Origin of the sequence: Nitrincola alkalilacustris, assembly GCF_008973755.1 — a bacterium.
In the GTDB taxonomy this organism is placed as follows: Bacteria; Pseudomonadota; Gammaproteobacteria; order Pseudomonadales; family Balneatricaceae; genus Nitrincola; species Nitrincola alkalilacustris.
Map to the genome: position 1 here is coordinate 367,652 of NZ_WBOM01000003.1, position 22,216 is coordinate 389,867.

A 22,216-nucleotide genomic window follows, 5' to 3' on the forward strand; every position below is an offset into this window, starting at 1 on the left:
TATCAGCGATTGGCGCGCTCGAAACGACGCAGTTGCTCGTTACCACGGCTGACGGCACGATCCAGTGCCTCCTGTGCAGAAGCTGTACCATTCCATACTGATTCCAGCGACTCATCAATGATGCCGCGAATCTGCGGGAAGTTACCCAGACGCAGCCCTGTTGAGTTCTCGGTTGGTTCAACAGAGGTCATCTGCTTGATGGAAGTATCAGTGCCAGGATTCTGCTCATAGAATCCCTGCTCTTCAGAGAGTTTGATGGCAGAGTAGGTGATCGGCAGATAGCCGGTGAACTGATGCCAGTCCGCCTGTACTACGGGGTCAGACAGATAGTCGTAGAACGCAGCGACTGTGCGATACGCGTCATCATCATGTCCTCGCAGTGTCCAGAGGGTTGCGCCACCTATGATAGTGTTCTGAGGTGTTTCGATAGCGTTATCCCAGTAGGGCAGTGAGCTGACACCGAACTCAAACTGAGCATTGGCATTAATGCCGGCATAGCCTGCTGAGGACTCGGTATACATGCCACACTCTTCACTGTAGAACTTGGCCGAGCCTTCGTTGGTACGACCGGAATAGCTGAAGATACCGGCTTTCTGCCACTCACCCATCTTCTCGATATGGGCAACCTGAACAGGGCCATTGAACTGCAGTTCTGCATCCGTGCCACCGAAGCCGTTTTCCTTGCTGGCAAAGGGAACATTATGTCGTGCTGACAGGTTTTCCAGATGGATCCATGACTGCCAGGCAGTGGTGAAACCGCACGCATAACCGGCATCGAGCAGTTTCTGACCGAACTCTTCCATTTCAGCCCAGGTGGCAGGGCCGCGATCCGGCAGACCCGCTTTCGCAAACGCACCCTTGTTGTAATAAAGCACAGGAGTGGAGCTGTTGAATGGCATGGAGAGCATATTACCGTTCTGATCAGCATAATAGCCGGTGACACTGCTCAGGTAATCAGACTGGTCAAACCCTTTACTGAACTCTTCCATCAACTGATAGGTTGGGTAGATGGCGCCTTCAGCGGCCATCATGGTTGCTGTTCCCACCTCGTAGACCTGCACAATCGCAGGCTGCTGATTGGAGCGGAAGGCTGCAATGGCGGCAGTCATGGTGTCGTTGTAGTTGCCGCGGTAGCTGGCGTTGACCTGGTACTCGTTCTGTGAGGCATTAAAACCAGCCACCACATCCTCAACCTTTTCGCCCAGTGCTCCACCCATGGCATGCCAGAACTGGATCTCGGTTTTAGCCAGCGCAGGTGTTGCGCTCAGCGAGCAGATAAAGGCTGCAATCAGCGTCTTCTTCATAGGGGTTCCTCAGAGTGTTGTTGTTATATTGGGTTCATTTGAATATTCACTAAGTGCATAAATGAACTCTGAACCTTCAATCTAGCCCAATAATTTTCGTTTTGTCACCTAATTTTTATCATTTTAATGATTGAGTATGACGAAATGGTAACTGAATGATGACAGTTGTCATTCATTTGAAAACAACAGAAGGTGGGCTTTCTAAAGTGACGCTCAGTCAATGAGGTTTTGGAACAGGGCTCTCCATACGTGGTTTGTAGAAAGTGTGCTATAGATAAATAAATCATCACTGATATAAGATGCGCGACCTGTTTTACCCATCACAACTCATCTAATAAAGGGGTCATTCATGTTTCGACAACTCTCTCTGCGAGTGCGTATTTTTCTGCTCGTTCTGCTGGCTGTGTTTGGTGTGATTGCGCTGACTATGGCCTCTCTGATATCTACCAAACGAGATCTGACACAGGGACGCATGGATGTGATTCAGTCAGTGATTGAGTCATCGCATAGTATCGCCTCGCACTTTCATGCGCTTGAACAATCGGGAGAGTTGACGCGAGAGGCAGCACAGGAAGCTGCAGCTGCGATGTTTCTGGCTGGCCGTTACGGCGGCGCTGATGGAAAAGCAGAATATGTCTATGCCTGGACGATGGAGGGTGTTGGAGTGGCGCATGTCAATCCGGCGTTCAAAGGGCGTAACATGAGCAACGAGATAAGGGATGGACAGGGGCGTTATACGATTCAGGATATTATTGCAGCAGTCAGAACCACGCCATCCGGTGCTTTTGTGGATACAGAGTTCCCAAGGCCAGGCGGCACTCAAGCGGTTGAAAAACTTCAGTATGTAAAGCAGTTCCAACCCTGGGGCTGGATCATCGGTACAGGTATCTACATGGATGATCTGGCGGCCGATCTGCGCAGGCAGTTGATCACTGACGGCCTGATTGCGTTGATGATTCTGCTGATCATCAGCTGTGCCGGATATTTCATAGCTCGCAGTATCCTTAGGCAGGTGGGGGGTGAACCATCCTTGGCTATTGATCTGATGTCTCGTGCTGCTGCCGGCGATCTTACAATTCGTATCGACCATGCCCCTGAAGGAAGCCTGTTGGCAGGTCTTGAGTCGATGGTAGTATCAATCAGGCAGACAGTTACAGAGATCAGAGAGGAGTCGGAAAAGGTTCATCGAAATGCTGATAATATCAATGCTGCTTCCGCTGATGTTGCTCTGGCTGCGAATGATCAATCAGAAGCGATCACCTCCATGGCTGCGGCTATTGAGGAGATGACGGTCAGTATCAGTCACATCTCTGAAAGTGCACGGGAGACAGAAGAGAACTCCCGCTCCTCTGCAGAGCTGGCACAACAGGGTGTCTCTCAGGTCAGTAGCGCTAGTAATGAGATCAATAAAATAGCTCAGATAGTTAAAACGGCATCTGCAAAAGTAAGTGACCTAAATTCCAATGCCACTCAGATATCCTCAATTGCCGGTGTCATCCGGGAGATTGCAGAGCAAACGAATCTGCTGGCATTGAATGCCGCGATAGAAGCGGCCCGTGCCGGTGATCAGGGCCGTGGGTTTGCTGTCGTGGCTGACGAGGTGAGAACCCTGGCAGCGCGTACCGCTTCTGCAACCAATGATATAGAGAAAATGATTGAAGGGGTGCTTACAGGTACCGGGCAGGTAGTCGAGACTATGGATGCAGCACTGCCTCAGGTTGAGGCTGGTGTAATGGCTACTGAGTCAGCGTCGGCTTTGCTGGCACAGATCAAGCAGGGTGCTGAATCTACTCTGATGAGCGTAACTGGCGTTGCCAACTCGACTCAGGAGCAAAGTCTGGCAAGTGGAAGTATTGCGGAAAAAGTTGATCATATTGCGCAGATGGTCGAGAACACGAGTCGAGCCATGCATGCAACAGCAGACAGCGTCAAAGATCTTAATGAGATTTCAGCAGAGCTGCGCCAGATGGTCAGCCGGTTCCAGTGCTGAGGCGGTGATCGGGGAATAACCTTCTGAGCCGGGCATTATCTGATGTACTGCCTGGTCTGGCCTGCCATACGCAAGTCATGAAGCATCTGCAGTAGTATCTGTGCAGGCTGGTAGTCATGATTTCGCTGACTGGCAGCCAGTTTCATCTGCCTTTGCAGGGATGGATTGGCGAGGTAGCGAATCGCTGCCTCTGCCATTTCGTCGGCATTCTCAGTCAGAAAGCCATCTATCTCATGACGGATAATGTCCTTGGGTCCTTTCTCCTTGTATGCGATGACGGGCACACCACAGCCCATCGCTTCCAGTACAACGCAGCCAAAAGTATCAAAGCGTGAGGGTAACAGCAGAAGATCACTGTCAGCGTAAACAGCTGCCAGTGATTCTCGCCCAACCCAGCCCAGAAAATGTGCATCAGGCAGGGCTGTTTCAAGCTTCTCCCGTGACGGTCCGCTGCCGGCTATCCATAACTCTGCATTGGGACAGGCTGCCTGGATCTGCTCCCACACAAATGGCAGATCCATCACCCCTTTTTCATCACTGAGTCGGCCGGCATAAAGAATGACCGGTGGTCTTGCATCTGCAGCAGTTGGCAGATGAGGCGGATTGATAAAGCAGGGGTCTGCCCAGTGACGTGTCAGAAACACCTGATTCTGTTCGATCCCCATGTCTGGTCCACAGAGCCAGGCCTTGTGGTCACTGTTAAGGACAAATATGCCGTCAAACTGACGGTAAAAAGCACGGATAAGACGCCGTAGCCGGTCCATTCCATGCTGATCCAGCTTACTGCTGTGGCTGAAAAACTCTATCCAGTCCGTATGCATGAAAAAATAGGCCGGAACCGAATAGGCGTGCTTCAGATACTGGGCAACCACACCCATCACCAGTTCTGTCGAGCAGATGATCCGATCATAGCCTCCCTCTTCAAAGATGCGCTGAATGGCAAGCAGATCAGGGATATGGATCAGTTGCTCACCGAGTTTCTGCATGTCGAAGGATGCCAGTGGGCGCACAACATGGAGATGTGGTTGTGCATCAAGGTCCGGATGGCAGACCAGCATATCGATAGGCAGGTTGTCAGCCTGTATCTCTTGCAGCGTACTCTGCAGAACGGATGAAACACCATTATGATCGGTCAGCGTGTCTGTGAGCCAGAGCACACGTTCTGGGTGGCGGTGTTGATCCAAGGTATCCGCCAGGCGATTCAGGAACTCGCGATTGGAATAGAGTACATGGCGGCTCGCCAGTGTTGCACCCGCGAGCACCACTCCAGCCAGTGCCGGAAAGGTCAGGCTATCCATCAGTTTCAACAGGTTCAGGGACACCATATCGGTGGAACGACTGCGCTCGCTGCTGAAGAGTGTTCGTGCATGAGTGGGGAGCTCAAACTGCCGGATCAGCTCATCGATACTCAATGTGTTGAACAGATCGCTCTCCACATTCGAGAGGTTCTCCTTGAGCCGCAGCAGTAGTACCGTCGATATCTCACGAAAAAGTGCCGGCAGCACCTCCCGAAGCACTGCCAGAAACTGGTCGGGCTCATGCCGCTGGGTGCGTGCGATCTTCTTGATCATCTTGAGCAGGGGCTTGAACTCCTTGCTGACTCCGAGAGTAACGAGCAGCTTTGGTTTTTTTCCTGCCAGAGCCTGATGAAAGGTTTCCAGGAAGGTCAGGGTATATTTATGACGCTTCAGCTCCTGCATCACATTGCTGATACCCAGGCAAATCAGCTTGTCATTCATGGAGCCCTTGTGCAGCATCAGTCGGAGCAGTCCCGGGTCTTTCATATTGATCGCAACCTGCGAGAAGTAGTCGAGAAAGGTTGCGGTCAGCTTTTCCTCTTCCCCCACCTCGCCATAAGGGGCCATCTGGCCATTACGCAGCGCTTCGAGTGCGAGTACGGATGCCGGGGTCTCTTTCAGTCTCTGCTGCAGGTTATCAACCTGGAGCAGGGTACCGCAGCGCCCGGCAAATATGCCGTTATGATCGTCGGATCCACCTGTCATGCGTTTTCGATAGGGTTCTGTGCAGAACTCAAAAGGGTTCAGCTTGTGTTCCCGTGACAGAAAGTCGATCCGTTCAGGTGTCAGGCTATCTATCCAGCTTCTGGTCAGCGTGTTTTGCCAGTAACCGCGCTGTCCGTTAAGTACCTCAAATCGCTCAAACAGCAGGGCAAACTTCTCCAGTAGACTGATATCCGGCTGTTTGCCGTGGGCATAGAAAAAAAGCGGGTGTGGCAGCACCGTCGGCAGGGCATGCTCACGGCAGAAGCCAGCGAAGTGATAGATATTGCGCCGCAGCAGGTTAAGCATTACCTCCTGTTCGGGTGTGAAACCATAGGTCAGTACATGGATGCTCAGCTCAGAGTCAGGGAAGTGACAGGTAAATTCTGCCCCTACCAGCACATCAAACCCTCTATCCAGCAGATCCCAGCAGGAGCGGGCATTGTTGTGATTAGTGATGGTGATCAGATCACAGCCGTTATTCTGCAGACGCTTGACCAGATCCTCTGTTTTAAGCCAGGTTTCGGGCAACCTAAGCAGTCTTCCCCAGAGCTCATCAGGTACATCGCTGTTGTGATCATGGCAGTGCAGATCCACCCGCAGGATATTTTCAGCAGCAGGAGCATCAGGTATCAGTAACTGTTTCTGCTGCAACAGAAACTGCTCATATTCTGAGCGCACGGTCTTGTGGAAGCCAGGGCTAATCTCTTTCTCAGAAAAATTTGCTGTATCCGGGATGACTGGCTGCACGGTAGACCTCTTTTCGCAGGGTTTACCGGCAGCTTAAGGGCTGTGTATGACAGTTCGTTGACATTTTTCATATCAACAGCTGATCAGATCGCGTATGAAAAGGTGAGGATATATTTTAATTTTGCATGCTAGTTTATTTGAGGAATCTTATGGCTCCAACCTTCAGAGTGACGTGACTGCATGGGGGCTGACCAGTAATGAACCTGCTGAGTACATCATGAATGAGAACAAGAGGGTCCATCCAACTCTCTCATTGATACCTGAAAACATGAACGACATAGTCCGTGAGACAACTGTGGCACCTTGTCAGCCTCAAAGAGTCTGAGATGAGCTAAGCCTTCTTCAAGCTCAGCCCATTGCTCCGATGATATTTTCAGTTTCTTGCACATGCTGCATACTGTCACGATATCTGATGATCTTGGTATTTGTGTATCAAGCAGGCTGGTATAGGGCCGGGGTTCCGTGCGGCAAATGGTACTAGTGATTTTGATTTGCTCATCTGGCAAGGCCTCGATTTGAAGCTCAAGGTATCTTCGTTCAACTGGAGAGTCACAACGGAAGGGGATAGTCACTGAGCTTTTTACCCCTGCTCTTACTCTTTTAAACAACTCTTGATACAGTTGCTGTGTCTCAAGATCCTGAATGAAATCCCATAGTTTGCGTCCTACCACTTCTTCCGGCGCCTGATAGCTATTCCAAGCGTTAGAATCAGCGAAGCCACCCCAATTGTCACTGATGCTGATGATGGTATCAGTGCTGTCAATCCGGTAAATGTATACATCGTTGCTCATATGGCTTCACTTTCATGTCTGATTTTCGTTTGGTCAATCCAATCTGAACAGGAGCTTTTCTCCAGCTGGCTTGATACAGGGTATCAGGTTATGCGCACCAAGATCGCAAAGATAGGCAGTGGTTTGTTGGTTTGCGATGATGTGGCTGGCCGGCTCAAGAAGCTATTGGCCGAGTCCATACAGGGTAAGGACGCGTTAAGGGCTGGGTATGACAGTTTGTTGACTTGATGCTCTTCTTCTGGAGGTGCCCCTTACCTGTGAGCTGAGTTTTAACATAGTGCGTATATAAGTCAGCTATTCATACTGATAAAACCATTACATCCGGGAGGGGATATATGAAAAATATCAGACTGAGCGTAATGCTGTATACGGGCTTTGCTATTGTGGCTTTGATTGTTTTGATTATCGGATTTATCGGAATTCAGGGCGAAAGGTCAATGGAAAAAGAGATTGCGTCGGTCGGGGCAGTGAGAATGCCAGCAGTACTTGCACTGAATGAGATTAATATGGCACGACTAAGGGTAGGGGCACAAACTCAGGAGTCGTTACAGCAAAACAGCTGGAGTGCTGAAACTCGCCAGCTACTGACTGATATTCTTGATCGTCGTAATGGCTCATGGTTACAGATTGAGGCTGCCATCAGTCATTATGCTGAGCTGCCTAAATCAGCTGAGGGTGAGGCGCTATTTCAGGCGTTCACGCAGAGCTACACACAATGGCGTGAGCAGTATCGGACCTTGGATCAGAGGTTACAGCAGCTGAGTGGCAGCTCGGATGCAGTTCAGTATGCGTTGGATTTTAATCAATATCAGGCTTTTGCTGGTGACATTGCTCCGCTTACGGCGGTGGTCAGTAATGCTATCGAGGAGATGGTGGAGCGAAATGTAGCTCAGACGATAGCTGCGGTTGATCAAGCTGAGGTAGAGGCCGCAAGATCAATAATGCTCCTGTCACTGATTATGGCTATCGGTTTTGTGCTGGCAATGCTGTGTGGCTGGTACATCACGCGGCAAACGCTTCGGCAACTGGGTGGTGAGCCGGCATATGTGATGGAAATTGTTGACCAGGTGGCCGATGGTGACTTTACAACAGCGATCAAGCTGCGGTCGGGGGATACCGAGAGTCTTCTGGCGAATTTCGATCAGATGGTACGCAAGATCAGTAAATTGATGAAGGAGGTATCCGAAGCATCGCTTCAGGTGTCGGCTGCAGCGGAGGAGCTCTCGGCATCAAGTGCTCAGACCAATGCGCAGGTTCAGCTGCAGCAAGCAGAGATTACACAGGTTGCAACGGCGATGAATCAGATGACCGCTACAGTGCTGGATGTTGCCAGCAATGCCTCTGCCGCTGCGAGAGCCGCGCAATCGGCGGATGGTGATACTGCAGCTGGTCTGGACGTGGTGAATGAAGTTGTCGAGGCGATCAATGGTCTCGCCAAAGAGGTGGAGAGCACAACCGATAACATTCTTAAACTTGTTGATGACAGTAAGGAGATCGGCAGTGTGCTGGACGTGATTCAGAGTATTGCAGAGCAGACAAACTTGCTGGCACTGAATGCTGCGATTGAAGCTGCCCGAGCAGGTGATCATGGCAGGGGTTTTGCGGTGGTAGCTGATGAGGTACGATCACTGGCAAGCAGAACACAGGACTCGACTGAGGATATCAAGGATCGTATTGATCGAGTACAGAGCAGCTCAACATTGGCTGCAACCAGGATGGAAGACGGGCAAAATCTTGCATTGCAAACAGTTGAGAAGGCAGGTCTGGCCGGTGAAGCCTTGAGAACCATCAGTGCTTCTGTGACTGCCATCAACGATATGAACGCTCAGATAGCCACTGCAGCAGAGCAGCAGTCATCCGTAGCAGAAGAGATCAATCGCAATGTCAGCAATATCACTCAGGCCATTGATGAAACCGCGACTGCTGCCAGCCAGGTGACTTCAGCCAGTCAGGAGCTGGCTGAACTGTCTGCCTCTTTGCAACGAAGCGTTCAGCAGTTCAAGGTTGTGTGAATATGAAGAGGGCTGTGTATTTGAGGGCCGCAGGTGGCCCTCTTTAAAACTATTATTATCTCCTCAACTGATCTCTAGGGTCGTACCCAGTACTGCAATGATTTCTTCATTCAGATCAGTGGATAGACCCGTTAGTGCAGACAGGGCAACCCCAAAAACCGTGCGCCATCCCGATATACCACAGGCAGCCTTTGAGGTAGAGCTGGCATAGGTTAATGAGGGAGGCAAAGAACAGGTTGCAAACATACCCTATCTGTCACAGGAAAGTGCTGAGCAAACAGAGTCTGCTGCCAGAACGATGCAGGAGGTTGTGTCAGTTTTGCGGTGGCTTCATGAATTTGTGGTGCGATTCAAGCGTTAAACTGATGCAGGACTCCTGAAAAGACAGTTGATTATGTAAAAGGGGCTTTTTGAACTAGACTTTCCGCAATGGCCGCTATCTGAAAACTTCTTGTGCCTGGAACTACTGCAGCAAAACCAACGGTACATCTTTCGGAGCAGCACGACTAGCGTGTCAAGCGGAGCCGGTTCCCAAAGGAGGTGTATCAATGAAAAACATAAAACTGAGTGTAATGCTATATTCGGGATTTTTCCTTGTGGCATTGATAGTTCTGATCATAGGTTTGATCGGTATTCAGGGTTCCCGAACAATGGAAAAGGAGATAGAACTCATCGGCGATGTTCGTATGCCAGGGGTGATTGCACTGAATGAAATTAATCAGGCGCGACTGTCAATACGGACTCAAACGCTTGAGTCGATGCTTTATACGCAACCTGCTTCTGATACCCGCAATCAGTTATTGAACCTGCTCGAGCAGCGTAATCAATCCTGGCAGCAGATTGACACAGCCATGAGTCTATATGCAGAGCTGCCCAAGTCTACAGAGGGCGAGGCACTGTTCCAGCAGTTTCGTCAGACATTCAGTCAGTGGCGTGAGCAGTATCAAGCACTGGATCAAAGCTTGCAGCAGCTGAGTGGCGTCAGTGAGGCTGATCAGTATGGGGTAATGTTTGACCAGTATCGTGCTCAGATAATGGCAATAGTTCCTGTAACCGACAGACTTGGAAATGAAATAACAACACTGGTTGAGCGTAATCTAAGTCATACCCAGGCAGCCATGGCTGTGGCTGAAACTGCCGCTGAGCGCTCTTTGGTAACCCTGTCAGCGATTATTCTGGTGGGTTTTGCAGTCGCATTGGGAAGCGGTTGGTATATCACTCGCCATACACTCAAGCAGCTGGGAGGGGAACCTGCTGATGTGATGGCAATTGTAGATAAGGTGGCCGATGGAGATCTGACTACTTCTATCAAGTTGCGACCTGGTGATTCGGAGAGTTTGTTGGCCAGCTTTGATGAGATGGTTCGAAAAATGCGTAAATTGATGCAGGAGGTCACTGAAGCGTCAGTTCAGGTGGCTGCAGCTGCTGAGGAGCTGTCTGCATCCAGCTCACAGACCAATGCTCAGGTACAGCTGCAACAGGCCGAAATCACGCAGGTGGCAACTGCCATGAATCAGATGACGGCAACTGTACTTGATGTTGCAAGTAATGCGTCGGCTGCAGCACGTGCTGCGCAATCAGCGGAGGGAGAAACTGTTGCCGGTATGGATGTCGTCAATCAGGTTGTTGAATCAATCAACGGATTGGCCCGCGAAGTAGAGTTGACTACCGGTAATATATTGAAGCTGGTGGACGACAGTAAGGAGATTGGCAGCGTTCTTGATGTCATTCAGAGTATTGCTGAACAGACCAACCTGCTGGCTTTGAATGCGGCGATTGAAGCAGCCCGTGCGGGTGACCATGGCCGTGGTTTTGCCGTGGTGGCTGATGAAGTGCGATCTCTGGCCAGCCGAACTCAGGATTCGACTGAGGATATACAGGCGCGGATTGACCGTGTTCAGAACAGCTCAGGGCGTGCTGCCAAACAGATGGAAGAGGGGCAGGCACAGGCGATGCAAACAGTTGAGAAGGCAGGTCTGGCCGGTGAAGCCTTGAGAACCATCAGTGCTTCTGTGACTGCCATCAACGATATGAACGCTCAGATAGCCACTGCAGCAGAGCAGCAGTCATCCGTAGCAGAAGAGATCAATCGCAATGTCAGCAATATCACTCAGGCCATTGATGAAACCGCGACTGCTGCCAGCCAGGTGACTTCAGCCAGTCAGGAGCTGGCTGAACTGTCTGCCTCTTTGCAGAGAAATGTACAGCAGTTCAAGATTGCGTGAGTATGACGGAGAAGCGATATGGAGGGCCGCAGTGGTCCTCCATGTTTGATACAGGTGTTAGTGATGTGATTCAGTCAATAACCGTCTGAACCTGATTGCGCCCGCTCTCTTTCGCCTGATAGAGTGCTTTGTCTGCGCGATCAACTAATTGCTCCGGCAGGTCGAATGGCTGCTGTACTGTCACACCGAATGAAGCGGTCATGGCGCTGATCACAACCCCCGTTTGTTTGTGTTTGATACGGATTGACTGGATTTTATGACGCAGGCGATTAGCCAGTGTTTCGGCCTTGTCGGAGTCACATTCATACAGCAAAATCGCAAATTCCTCACCGCCGAATCGGACCGCATCAGCTTTTTCCTGGCACTCCTCCATCAAAAGCTGACCTATGCACTGCAGGGCGCGATCTCCCATGATATGGCCATACTGATCATTCAGTTGTTTGAAGTGATCAATATCCATCATGATCAGAGACAGAACCGGATCATCATTTCCGGAGCAGATTCGCTGCAGTGTCTCATCCATAAAACGACGGTTATACACTTTAGTGACGGGATCAATATAGATATCCTGCCGTGCACTTGTCAGCTCTTCCTGAAGCCGCCGAATCTCCTGTTGTGCTTCGGTAATCTGTTTCTGGAACACCTCTGCCGAAGCGGATACCTGAACGGTGTTGTCGTACAGGGATTGTGCAATGGTTTCCAGTGGCAGCGCCCGGTCTGAGCTGTTCAGAGCATCCAGGCTTTCCTGTAGCAGTTGACTATACTGACTCGTATGCTTGACAGCGTCACCAGCCGACTCACTCAGACTGGTTGCAACAGTGATCAGCGCCGATTGCAGTTTGTCGGTGGAGCCCATCTCATCGCTGATCAGGTGACTTCTGAATAGTTTCGTCTCAAAGCCGGCGGGGCAGGTGCCATATTTGGTGATGGTTTTATCCAGCTCCTGATTCAACGATGGCAGTCGCTGCGTGACGTAGGTATACCAGAGTGCATAATTGAGCGGGTGAGGCGGGATCTTGTACTTGACCATCAGAGGAACAGCCTGACGAAGAAATTCAGCGGCTTGCTGCGAATTGTCTGAATACTGCATAGAGCGCCTCTGTATAAAACAGGAAAGTGACCACTAAACCAATAATAGCACTAATCGCTTTTGCCGCTACAATTACCTAATATCTGGTGTTATTTCTCTCAGTGCAGGGATTCCTGAATGAGCCAAACAAGCCATCAAAGCCGTTTTCATTTTCATCCAGAACAGTTGGAAACACCTGTATGGGTGTTTGATCTTGAGCAGGGTCAAGTGCTCTGGGCAAATCCGGCTGCGGTGCGCCTGTGGGCAGAGGCTAGTCTTGAGGCCTTGACCGAGCGTGATTTTGGTGCCGATAAGCTCAGAGGCGGTATTCATTCGAATCTACAACCTCATCTGAATGGCTCCGTGTCTGAACAGAGCGCCAAGTGGTTTACCCGACCATGGGTATTTTATCCCGAAGGTGAGCCCCTGAATGTGCAGTGCCATTGCAAGCCTGTTCCGCTGGATGATGGACGTCAGGGAATGCTGGTTGAGGCTTTGTCGCGCAGTGAGGAGTCAGAGCGTGAGGGGCAGCACCAGGCAGTACGACAGGACGCTGCAGGGCTGATGATCTCGGTTTTTGATGAGCAGGGGCATCTGTTGAGCCGCAACAGTGCGGCTGAAGCCGTCCGAATAGGACATGATAACCTGGCTGATTATTTTTCAGATCCAGATCAGGGGAATGTGATTCGGGAACGCCTGCTGAGCAATCGTTCGGGTGTTGTGACAATGGATCTGCAGGTGTCTGGTCGAGGCCGCTGGCATCGTATAGAGCTGAGGCTGGGTTATGATCCGTTCCGCGGAAGCCAGATACTGCTGCTGACGGAGCAGGATATCACCCGGCAGAAAAGCCATCAGGTCCAGCTTGAACATGCTGTTCATTATGATGCGTTGACAGGTTTACCGAATCGCACACTTCTCACCAATCAGCTTGAGCTGGCGCTGCAGTCAAGGCAGAAGGACAAGCAGCTAGCACTGGTCTATCTGGATCTGGATGGTTTCAAGGAGATCAATGATGCCTACGGTAATGAGCTGGGCGATCAGTTATTGATCGAGTTGGGCCAGCGTCTGAAAAAAGCGTTGCGCTCAGGTGATACCCTTGCCCGGTTGGGTGGCGATGAGTTTGTGGTGGTGCTGTCTAATGTCGGTAATGCGGGGGAGTACAAGATCGTTCTTGACCGTCTGATCCATGCCATCACCCTGCCGATACAGTTGCGCAATCATCTACTCAATGTTTCGGCCAGCCTGGGTGTGACGCTGTATCCGGACGATGAATCGGATGCGGATACACTCCTGCGTCACGCCGATCAGGCGATGTGTCAGGCAAAATTGCTTGGTAAGAATCGCTACCATGTCTATGACCCGTTTGAAGGGCGCACTACGACAAGCCAGCAGGAAAATATCCTGCGTATTGAACAGGCGATCGATAATGATGAGATGGAGCTCTATTATCAACCCAAGGTGAATATGCGCTCTGGGCAGATCATTGGTGCCGAAGCGCTGATCCGCTGGAACCATCCGCAACAGGGAGTCCTGTCCCCAGCTGCCTTCCTGCCGATTATCGAAGATACCAGCTCCATCTTCAAACTGGATACCTGGGTGTTGCGGGCTGCCCTCAGGCAGCAGACTCTCTGGCAGCAAGCCGGACTCAGACTATGTCTGAGTGTCAATATTGCCGCATTAGACCTGCAGCAGCCTGACTTTCTTCATCGTTTGCAGGGCTTGCTGGCTGAATATCCTGTCGTGGATACAGATCTGCTGGAGCTTGAGGTGCTGGAAACGGCAGCCCTTGAGGATATCGTCAAGGTGTCGGGTGTGATGAAAGAGATCGCACAACTGGGTATCCATTTTTCACTTGACGATTTCGGTACTGGCTATTCGTCACTGAGCTATCTCAGACGGCTGCCGGCTGGTGCACTTAAAATCGATCAGACCTTCGTCCGCGATATGCTCTGGGATGTTGAGGATACAACACTGGTACAGGGTGTGATCAGCCTGGCAACAGCCTTTCAGCGCAGTGTGGTCGCAGAAGGGGTGGAAACCGAGGAGCATGGCGAGCTGCTGCTCAGACTGGGGTGCGAGATAGGGCAGGGCTATGGTATTTCAAGGCCGATTCAGGCGGATGCCTTTACAGAGTGGGTTTCGCAATGGAGGTCTTTCGAGTCCTGGAATGCGTGTCAGAACTTCCCCGTCAATCGTGACAATCTGGCTCTGATCTATGCCGAAGTGGATCATCGTGGCTGGTTGCGAAACATCGAGAATTACCTGAACGACCTGAGCGCCACACCGCCACCACTATATTCATCTGATGCATCAACTGTCTGGTACAAGCAGGGCTACTTCAGGCGGATGCGCCAGCAGCCCGAGTTTGCCGCTATCGAGCCGCTCTATCATCAGATTGATAAGGTCAGTGCTCAGATCTATAACCTGAAGGAGAATGGGCGTGACCAGCAGGCAAAGCAAGGCTTTGCTCATCTTGAGCGGATCAGTAAAGAGTTGGTGGATCAGTTACGGACACTATATGTCGTTATGAACTGCCAGTGGTAAACAGTACCCTGTCGAATCAGGCAACGCGGCGCTTGAGTCCCGACTCGACCATCACGCGAGTGGCGATCTCTTCGATGGAAAAATAGGTGGTATTGATCATCTTGATATCGGCCTGTCGTAACCGGCGCTCCACCTCCCTGACCTCATACTCGCACTGATTCATGGACGCATAGTGGCTGTTGGGGCGGCGCTCATGCCGGATTGCTGCGAGTTGGAAGGGGTCTATCGTCAGGCCGAACAGTTTATCCCGGTAGTTGCGCAAAATTTCCGGCAAGCCCGGATGCTCCAGATCATCAATGGTGATGGGATAGTTGGCTGCCTTGATGCCAAATTGCAGGGCAAGATAAAGGCAGGTTGGAGTCTTGCCGCAGCGTGATACGCCGACGATGATGATGTCGGCCTTGTCGTACTGCTGAGTGCGCGCGCCATCATCGTTATCCAGAGCAAAGTTGACTGAGGCGATGCGCTCCTTGTAACGACTGGTCTCCTGTATAGCATGAGATTTACCGACTGAATAGGAGGAGTGGGTGTTGAGCTCCTTCTCCAGTGGTTTGAGGAAGGTAGCGAACACATCAATCTTGAAGCTGTTGCTGGCCGCAATCAAATTGCGGATATCCTCATTGATGATGGTGTCGAATACGATGGCCGAAGCCCCATCCATCTCTGTGGCCTGATTGATCTTGGCAACTGCCGCCTCGGCTTTTTCCAGCGTATCGATATAGGGCAGGGTGATGGAGGTGAAGTGAATACCTTCGAACTGGGTCAGCAGGCTGTTACCCAGGGTTTCGGCCGTGATGCCGGTTCCATCCGAGATAAAGAATGCGGTTCGTTTCATGGCGGTCCTGTCTTCTTCCAGTCTTTGTCATCATCCTATCGGATAGATTAGCCAGCGGCCATAATCCAGCGTTTTGTAGTGAAATTACATTCGTGTCAAACGAGCGATTTCTGTTGCCAACTGCAGTATGATCCGCTCAAGCTGCCATGGCAGTAGAGATTCTTTGGATGTCGACAAAGGAGAGTGATCTGTGCAGGATTATGTACTGCGCCTTGAACAGGCCGGAATGAGTGACGTTCACCGGGTAGGCGGCAAGAATGCATCGCTGGGTGAGATGATCAGCCAGTTGAGTGAAGTGGGCGTCAAGGTGCCGGGTGGCTTCGCCACTACGGCAGAGGCTTATCGTGATTTTCTGAAGCAGGATGGTCTGGCCGACAGGATCGAGCAGGCACTTGTTTCGCTGGATGTGAATGATACCCGGGCATTGACTGACGCTGGTCGGCAGATCCGGCAGTGGATCATGGAGACCAGTTTTCCGGCGAAGCTGGATCAGCAGATCGACGCTGCCTATGCCGAGATGGCTGATGGTCATGAGATAGCAGTCGCCGTCCGCTCATCGGCCACTGCTGAAGATCTGCCGGACGCCTCCTTTGCCGGTCAACAGGAAACTTTCCTTAACATTCGTGGCCTTGAGCAGATCAAGCAGGCGATCCGCGAGGTGTTTGCCTCACTTTATAATGATCGTGCCATCTCCTACCGCGCTCATCGTGGCTATCGTCATAGTGAAGTGGCGCTGTCGGCCGGCATTCAGCGTATGGTACGCAGCGAAACCGGCGCATCCGGTGTCATGTTCAGCCTGGATACCGAATCCGGCTTTCAGCAGGTGGTGTTCATCACTGCTGCTTATGGCCTGGGCGAAACCGTGGTGCAGGGCGCCGTGAACCCGGATGAGTTCTATGTCTACAAGCCGACGCTGAATATGGGTGTGCCGGCGATACTGCGCCGGACCCTGGGTTCAAAAGCGATCAAGATGATCTACTCCGGCAAGGGTAGCACCGCAGATGCCGTCGAAGTGGTCGATGTTGCACGCGAAGATCGCAACCGCTTCTGTATTGCGGATGCCGAGGTTGAAGAGTTGGCACGTATCGCCGTGACGATCGAGAAACACTACGGTCGTCCGATGGATATCGAGTGGGCCAAGGATGGTGATGACGGCGAGCTGTACATTGTTCAGGCGCGACCTGAAACCGTCAGAAGCCAGAGCAACTCAGCGCAGATTGAGCGTTACCTGCTGAAAGAGAAAGGCAAGGTGCTGGTGGAAGGGCGTTCGATAGGGCACCGCATCGGTGCAGGCCCCGTGCGTGTCGTCAGCAGTCTGGATCAGATGCATGATGTTCAGGCGGGCGATGTGCTGGTCACGGATATGACTGACCCGGATTGGGAGCCTGTCATGAAGCGGGCCTCGGCGATCATTACTAATCGTGGTGGCCGTACCTGCCACGCGGCGATCATTGCGCGCGAACTGGGTATTCCGGCGATTGTTGGCTGCGGTGATGCCACGGCAAAACTTAATGATGGTCAATTGGTAACCGTATCCTGTGCCGAAGGTGATACCGGGCGCGCCTATGAAGGCAAGCTGGCATTTGAGCATCAGACCAACAGTGTCGGCGCCATGCCGGCTTTGCCTTTCGATATCATGATGAACGTCGGTAATCCGGATCGGGCATTTGATTTTCAGTCCCTGCCAAATGCAGGTGTAGGGCTGGCGCGCCTTGAGTTCATTATCAATCGCATGATCGGGGTGCACCCCAAGGCGTTGCTCAATTTTGATCAGCAGTCGCGCGATATGAAGCAGACCATCGAACGCCGTATTGCGGGTTATGCCTCACCAGTTGATTTTTATGTCGATAAGCTGGTGGAAGGGATCTCCACTCTGGCGGCTGCCTTCTATCCGAAGAAGGTTATTGTGCGCATGTCGGACTTCAAGTCCAACGAGTATGGGCACCTGATCGGCGGTGAGCGCTATGAGCCGGTTGAAGAGAATCCAATGCTCGGCTTTCGTGGTGCTGCGCGCTACATATCCGAATCCTTCCGTGACTGCTTCGAACTCGAATGTCGCGCCCTGAAACGGGTACGTGATGAGATGTGTTTGACCAATGTCGAGATCATGGTGCCCTTTGTACGCACTGTCGGAGAAGCCTGTCAGGTGGTCGAATTGTTGGCCGAAAATGGTCTGAAACGTGGTGAAAATGGACTGCGTGTGATCATGATGTGCGAAATTCCCTCCAATGCGCTGCTGGCGGATAAGTTCCTGGAGTATTTTGATGGTTTCTCCATCGGTTCCAACGACCTGACGCAATTGACGCTGGGACTGGATCGTGATTCCGGTATCATCGCCCATCTGTTTGATGAGCGTAATGATGCCGTCAAACGACTGCTGGAGATGGCGATCGTCGCGTGTCGCAAGGCAGACAAGTATATCGGTATCTGTGGACAGGGGCCGTCTGATCATCCTGATCTGGCGCGCTGGCTGATGGAGCAGGGGATTAACAGTGTATCCCTGAACCCGGATTCGGTACTGGATACCTGGTTTTTCCTGGCCAACGAACAGAGTTAAGGTTAACTTCATCTGAAGGCGGTAAACTGCCGCCTTCAGATATGAGCTATAACCAACAGGATAAGCATGTTACCCGCCTGGACAGATCGTTTTTTACACTGGTTCACCCCCTATAAAGATCGGCGCATGCTGACACTGCTGGCTCTGGGTTTTTCCAGTGGCCTGCCGGCTCCGCTGGTGTTTTCCAACCTTTCCATCTGGCTGCGCGATGTTGGCGTCAGTCGTACCGATATCGGTCTGTTTGCGCTGGCGGCTACGCCCTATGCCATTAACTTTCTCTGGGCGCCGCTGGTGGACCGCATGCGTATCCCCTGGTTTTCTGCCCGTTTCGGGCGCCGCCGCGGCTGGGCGCTGTTTACACAGTGTCTGCTGATGCTCGCGATCGGCCTGCTGGCACTGACCGATCCAGCCGAGAGGCTGCTGTTGATGGCGATGGCCGTGCTGTTTGTCACGTTTATCTCTGCCACACAGGATATCGTGATTGATGCTTATCGTATCGAAGTGCTGGAACCGCATCAGTATGGCAGTGGCTCAGCAGCCGCAATCTGGGGCTGGCATCTGGGCGGCACGCTGGTCGGTGGGGCAGGCGGTCTGTATCTGGCCTCATCCTTTGGCTGGAATGCTGCCTATCTGCTGCTCGCCGGTGGTGTATTGATCGGAATGATTGCGGTACTGATGAGTCCTGAACCCAATCGCGCACCACCTGCCGAAACCCTGGCTGAGGAGCAGCGGGCACTGGCAGTGCTGGATCGCTGGGAGGCTCTGCCGGATACGCAGCGACGTGTGCTGGGATGGCTCTATGTCGCTATTCTGGCGCCGCTGATGGAGTTCACACGCCGTCAGGGTTGGCTGCTTATCCTGATCTTCATATTTGTTTTCAAACTCGGGGATGCTCTGCTGGGGCGCATGTCCGGCGTATTTTATCGTGAGCTGGGCTTTTCGCTGACACAGATAGCCGATGTCGCCAAAATATACGGCCTCAGTGCCAACCTGATCGGTATCGTGATCGGTGGGGTGCTGGTGGCCAGAATCGGGGTGCTCAAAGCACTGTTTCTGGCTGGCCTGGCAACTGCTGCCACCAATCTGACCTACTCTTGGCTGGCGATGTCGGGGATGTCCTATGGCGTGTTTGTCACGGCTGTAGCTTCTGATAATTTCACAACAGGGCTGGTGACAGTGGCGCTGGTGGCCTACCTGTCGAGCTTGTGTAACAGTGCCTACACGGCCACTCAGTATGCGCTGCTGGCCTCTCTGGCGAATCTGGCACGTATCTGGTTCTCGGCCTCCAGCGGCTGGATGGTAGACAGTCTGGATGGTGACTGGGCAATTTTCTTTGTATATTGTGCGGTGATAGCACTGATTGGCCTGCCGTTGCTGCTGGTGATCATGAAGTATTATCCGCAACCGCCTCAGGCAACTGTCGCTCAGTCCGCGTCGGCAGAGGCCGAGGTTGTTTCACAACCGATGAAGTAATCCTATGCCCATCTATCTCGAAAATCTCAAACAGCTATCCGACAGATTGGTAGCGATTCAGAAGCCGATCCAGATACTGGATGCGATCAAGTGGCCCGCTGTCTTCGAGGATCAGTTTCTGGCATCGGGGGGCACAAGACTGCCCGCTGCGGATCTTCAGTTTTATCAGCAACAGGCATTAAGCTTCAGCCCTGATAAATTACAGCAGGATCTGAATGAGCTGCGACAGGACGTGGTGCGCCGACTGGGCAGGCATGATGGACTGGGCAGAATACTGCAGGCTAATATCGAACAATACCTGATAGTGGCCGAGATGCTTAAAGGGCGGGGTACCGCTGAGTTCGGCAAACACAGTCGAGCGCTTTACGGTTCTGCACAGGATCGGATGAGGGGCGATCGCAAGACATTGCGTGAACTGGGCGAGCGTTTGTGCCGCATCTTCTCAACACCCGCGGTTGAACACCTCAAGCGCCCTTATGCCAATGATATTTCAGCCCATAAAGCTGTGGACCTGCTGGCCGACCGGCTGGGACGATACTTTAATCCGGGGGATGTGCGGGTGCAGATCTCCAACGGTATCGTATCGGATGCAGCGGCCGGCGGTGATGTGATCAAGCTTAATGAGCGTGCTTACTTCTCCGAACTCGATCTGCAGGTGCTCGAAGTGCATGAGGGCTGGGTGCATGTCGGCACTACCCTGAATGGGCGCAAACAACCCTGGGCAACCTGGCTGGGTGTCGGATCACCTCGTATCACCGCAAATCAGGAGGGGCTGGCTGTGCTGCTGGAAACCCTGACCTTCAGCTCATTTCCGCAGCGTGCCCGTCGCGTCAGTGACCGGGTGGTGGCGGTGGATCTGGCAGAGCAGGGGGCTGACTTCATTGAGGTGTTCCGGCACTTCCGTGACAGTGGCTTGAGTGAACATGACAGCTACCGTGTGACACAGCGGGTTTTTCGTGGCGGAACCCTTTCGGGTGGTTCGGTTTTCACCAAGGATCTCTCCTATGTGAAGGGCTTTGTCGAGAATGTGAACTTCATCAAGAGCGCGATAGAATCCGGTGTGCCGGAGATATTGCCGATGCTGTTTGTCGGCAAGGTTACGCTGGATGATATTCCGATACTCTATGAACGCCATCTGGAAGGCGTTATTGATGCCCCCGTGTATCTGCCGCCCATGTTCCGCGACCTGAATGGACTCTTTGTCTGGTTCGGTTTTTCCAGTGGCCTGAGCCTGGTGAATATGTCCCGGGTGCAGAAGCACTTCAATCAGCTGTTTGATCAGTTGCCTCAAACCGCACCGCTGTATACGGCACAGGGTGATGTGGATATCGACTGAGCGATGCGCATCTCCCTGACACTGCAACAGCAGGCTCATGAGCTGGAAACGGAAGTGGATCAACCGTTGCTGGCACTGTTCAAAATGGCGGGGTTACCGGTCAGAGAGGCGTGCCGTAACGGTAACTGTGGTGTCTGTCGTTGCCGTCTGGTCAGCGGTGAAGTCGACTATCGCTCGCGCAAGGTCTATGGCTTGCGCGAGGAGGAGATCAGTGAAGGTTTTATTCTTACCTGTATTGCTCATGCTGTCACTGATTTGGAACTGGATACTTTTCTTCCTCAGTTAAGTCGGATCAGATGAACAGGAGCCGCTAAACAGGGGCCGCTCTAAACAGGACTCATGTAATCAGGCCGCTATCAGCAGATAGCCTCTGATCAAGCGATGTGCTGCGCGTAGTCAGAACTTGAGCTGATCAGGAGCCAAGTTGCGCCCACAGGGTTTCGATTGCCGGCTTTTTGATCAGCGCGCAGCGATAGAGCCGGATCTCAAGCGGTGTCTGCCATTGCGCAGAGCCACAAACCACCAATCGCTTCTCTTCCAGCTCACGCTCAATACACAGCCTTGGCATCCAGGCGATGCCGCGACCCTGTAGTGCCATCCCTTTCAGCCCCTCTGCCATGGCTGTCTCGTAAACAGTTTTCAGGCGCAGGCGAACCGGGTCATGTTTCAACAGAAGGCGAACCGTGCGGCCGAGAAAAGCGCCCGAGGTATAGGCGAGATAGGGGAGAGGGTCTTCGTTCTGGGAATCCAGGCTGTAGATGGGTTCTCCATCCGCATTCGGTTTGCATACCGGCAGCATCAGTGTTTCGGAGAGCTGAATCGATGGAAATATCGCTGGGTCCAACTGCAGGGTCGCGTAAGAATCATAATAGACCTGCATCAGATCACACTGCCCTTCGCGCAGCGCCACGATGGCATCTTCGACATTCATCGCCACCAGGCGGATGGACAGATTATGCGTCAGATCGCCCAGTGTGCTGAGCCAGTCAGGAAAAAAGGTGAACGCAAGAGAGTGGGCTGCAGCGACTTCGATCACCTGCTGCTCATGTGGCTGCAAGCCTCTTAATCTGGCAATACTCTCGTGCAACTGGCCGACAATGCTGCGAGCGGTCACCAGAAAAAGCTGTCCCTCAGGCGTCAGGGCAACCGGTGTTGTTGATCTGTCTACCAGTGTGACACCCACAGCGTTTTCCAGCGATTTGATGCGTCGGCTGAACGCCGGTTGTGTTACGTGACGGCGCTCAGCCGCGCGTGAAAAACTCTGGGTGCTGGCCAGCGCCAGGAAGTCTTCCATCCAGCGTGTTTCAAAATCCATCAAGTGATCCTGTCG

Annotated in this window: 14 protein-coding genes; 8 read left to right on the plus strand and 6 right to left on the minus strand. The window is 52.3% G+C overall.

Annotated features, from left to right (window positions below; translation table 11 throughout):
• Positions 1 to 2: 2 nt before the first annotated feature.
• Entirely contained in the window at positions 3 to 1,304 is a 1,302-nt protein-coding gene (ugpB, locus tag F7R27_RS07210) for a sn-glycerol-3-phosphate ABC transporter substrate-binding protein UgpB (protein ID WP_151703549.1), read from the minus strand.
• Positions 1,305 to 1,653: 349 nt separating this feature from the next.
• Between ugpB and F7R27_RS07215 the strand changes: the two genes are divergently transcribed.
• Positions 1,654 to 3,294, plus strand: coding sequence for a methyl-accepting chemotaxis protein (locus tag F7R27_RS07215; RefSeq protein ID WP_151703550.1), 1,641 nt, complete (start codon positions 1,654 to 1,656; stop codon positions 3,292 to 3,294).
• Positions 3,295 to 3,329: 35 nt separating this feature from the next.
• Here the strand turns inward: F7R27_RS07215 and F7R27_RS07220 are convergent, their stop codons facing one another.
• On the minus strand, positions 3,330 to 6,044 hold the full coding sequence (locus F7R27_RS07220; RefSeq protein ID WP_151703551.1) for a glycosyltransferase: 2,715 nt from the start codon (positions 6,042 to 6,044) through the stop codon (positions 3,330 to 3,332).
• Positions 6,045 to 6,259: 215 nt separating this feature from the next.
• Positions 6,260 to 6,835 carry a PAS domain-containing protein gene (locus F7R27_RS07225; protein WP_151703552.1) on the minus strand — a complete coding sequence of 192 codons (576 nt, stop codon included), beginning with the start codon at positions 6,833 to 6,835 and terminating at the stop codon, positions 6,260 to 6,262.
• A 335-nt stretch (positions 6,836 to 7,170) separates the two neighbouring features.
• Here F7R27_RS07225 and F7R27_RS07230 point away from each other — a divergent pair, with 335 nt between their 5' ends.
• The gene (locus F7R27_RS07230) at positions 7,171 to 8,847 is read left to right on the plus strand and encodes a methyl-accepting chemotaxis protein (RefSeq protein ID WP_151703553.1); all 1,677 of its coding nucleotides are present in this window, start codon (positions 7,171 to 7,173) and stop codon (positions 8,845 to 8,847) included.
• A 548-nt stretch (positions 8,848 to 9,395) separates the two neighbouring features.
• Positions 9,396 to 11,072 (plus strand): methyl-accepting chemotaxis protein, encoded by a 1,677-nt coding sequence (locus F7R27_RS07235; protein WP_151703554.1) that lies wholly within the window; start codon positions 9,396 to 9,398, stop codon positions 11,070 to 11,072.
• 70 nt (positions 11,073 to 11,142) lie between these two features.
• On the opposite strand, the gene F7R27_RS07240 is transcribed toward F7R27_RS07235, so the two are convergent.
• Entirely contained in the window at positions 11,143 to 12,162 is a 1,020-nt protein-coding gene (locus F7R27_RS07240; RefSeq protein WP_151703555.1) for a GGDEF domain-containing protein, read from the minus strand.
• A 117-nt stretch (positions 12,163 to 12,279) separates the two neighbouring features.
• Between F7R27_RS07240 and F7R27_RS07245 the strand changes: the two genes are divergently transcribed.
• Entirely contained in the window at positions 12,280 to 14,685 is a 2,406-nt protein-coding gene (locus F7R27_RS07245; RefSeq protein WP_151703556.1) for a putative bifunctional diguanylate cyclase/phosphodiesterase, read from the plus strand.
• Positions 14,686 to 14,701: 16 nt separating this feature from the next.
• Here the strand turns inward: F7R27_RS07245 and ppsR are convergent, their stop codons facing one another.
• On the minus strand, positions 14,702 to 15,520 hold the full coding sequence (ppsR, locus tag F7R27_RS07250) for a posphoenolpyruvate synthetase regulatory kinase/phosphorylase PpsR (protein WP_151703557.1): 819 nt from the start codon (positions 15,518 to 15,520) through the stop codon (positions 14,702 to 14,704).
• A 190-nt stretch (positions 15,521 to 15,710) separates the two neighbouring features.
• Here ppsR and ppsA point away from each other — a divergent pair, with 190 nt between their 5' ends.
• The 4 genes from ppsA (at position 15,711) to F7R27_RS07270 (ending at position 21,186) form a co-directional block, all read left to right on the plus strand.
• A complete protein-coding gene (ppsA, locus tag F7R27_RS07255) occupies positions 15,711 to 18,077 on the plus strand; it encodes a phosphoenolpyruvate synthase (protein WP_151703558.1) in 2,367 nt (788 codons plus the stop codon).
• Between the two features lie 66 nt (positions 18,078 to 18,143).
• A complete protein-coding gene (locus tag F7R27_RS07260) occupies positions 18,144 to 19,550 on the plus strand; it encodes an AmpG family muropeptide MFS transporter (protein WP_151703559.1) in 1,407 nt (468 codons plus the stop codon).
• 4 nt (positions 19,551 to 19,554) lie between these two features.
• Positions 19,555 to 20,886 (plus strand): flavohemoglobin expression-modulating QEGLA motif protein, encoded by a 1,332-nt coding sequence (locus F7R27_RS07265; RefSeq protein ID WP_151703560.1) that lies wholly within the window; start codon positions 19,555 to 19,557, stop codon positions 20,884 to 20,886.
• A gap of 3 nt (positions 20,887 to 20,889) precedes the next feature.
• Positions 20,890 to 21,186: a 2Fe-2S iron-sulfur cluster-binding protein gene (locus tag F7R27_RS07270; protein WP_151703561.1), complete on the plus strand. Its 297-nt coding sequence runs from the start codon at positions 20,890 to 20,892 to the stop codon at positions 21,184 to 21,186.
• A gap of 112 nt (positions 21,187 to 21,298) precedes the next feature.
• Here the strand turns inward: F7R27_RS07270 and F7R27_RS07275 are convergent, their stop codons facing one another.
• On the minus strand, positions 21,299 to 22,201 hold the full coding sequence (locus F7R27_RS07275) for a LysR family transcriptional regulator (RefSeq protein WP_151703562.1): 903 nt from the start codon (positions 22,199 to 22,201) through the stop codon (positions 21,299 to 21,301).
• Between the last annotated feature and the right edge of the window lie 15 nt (positions 22,202 to 22,216).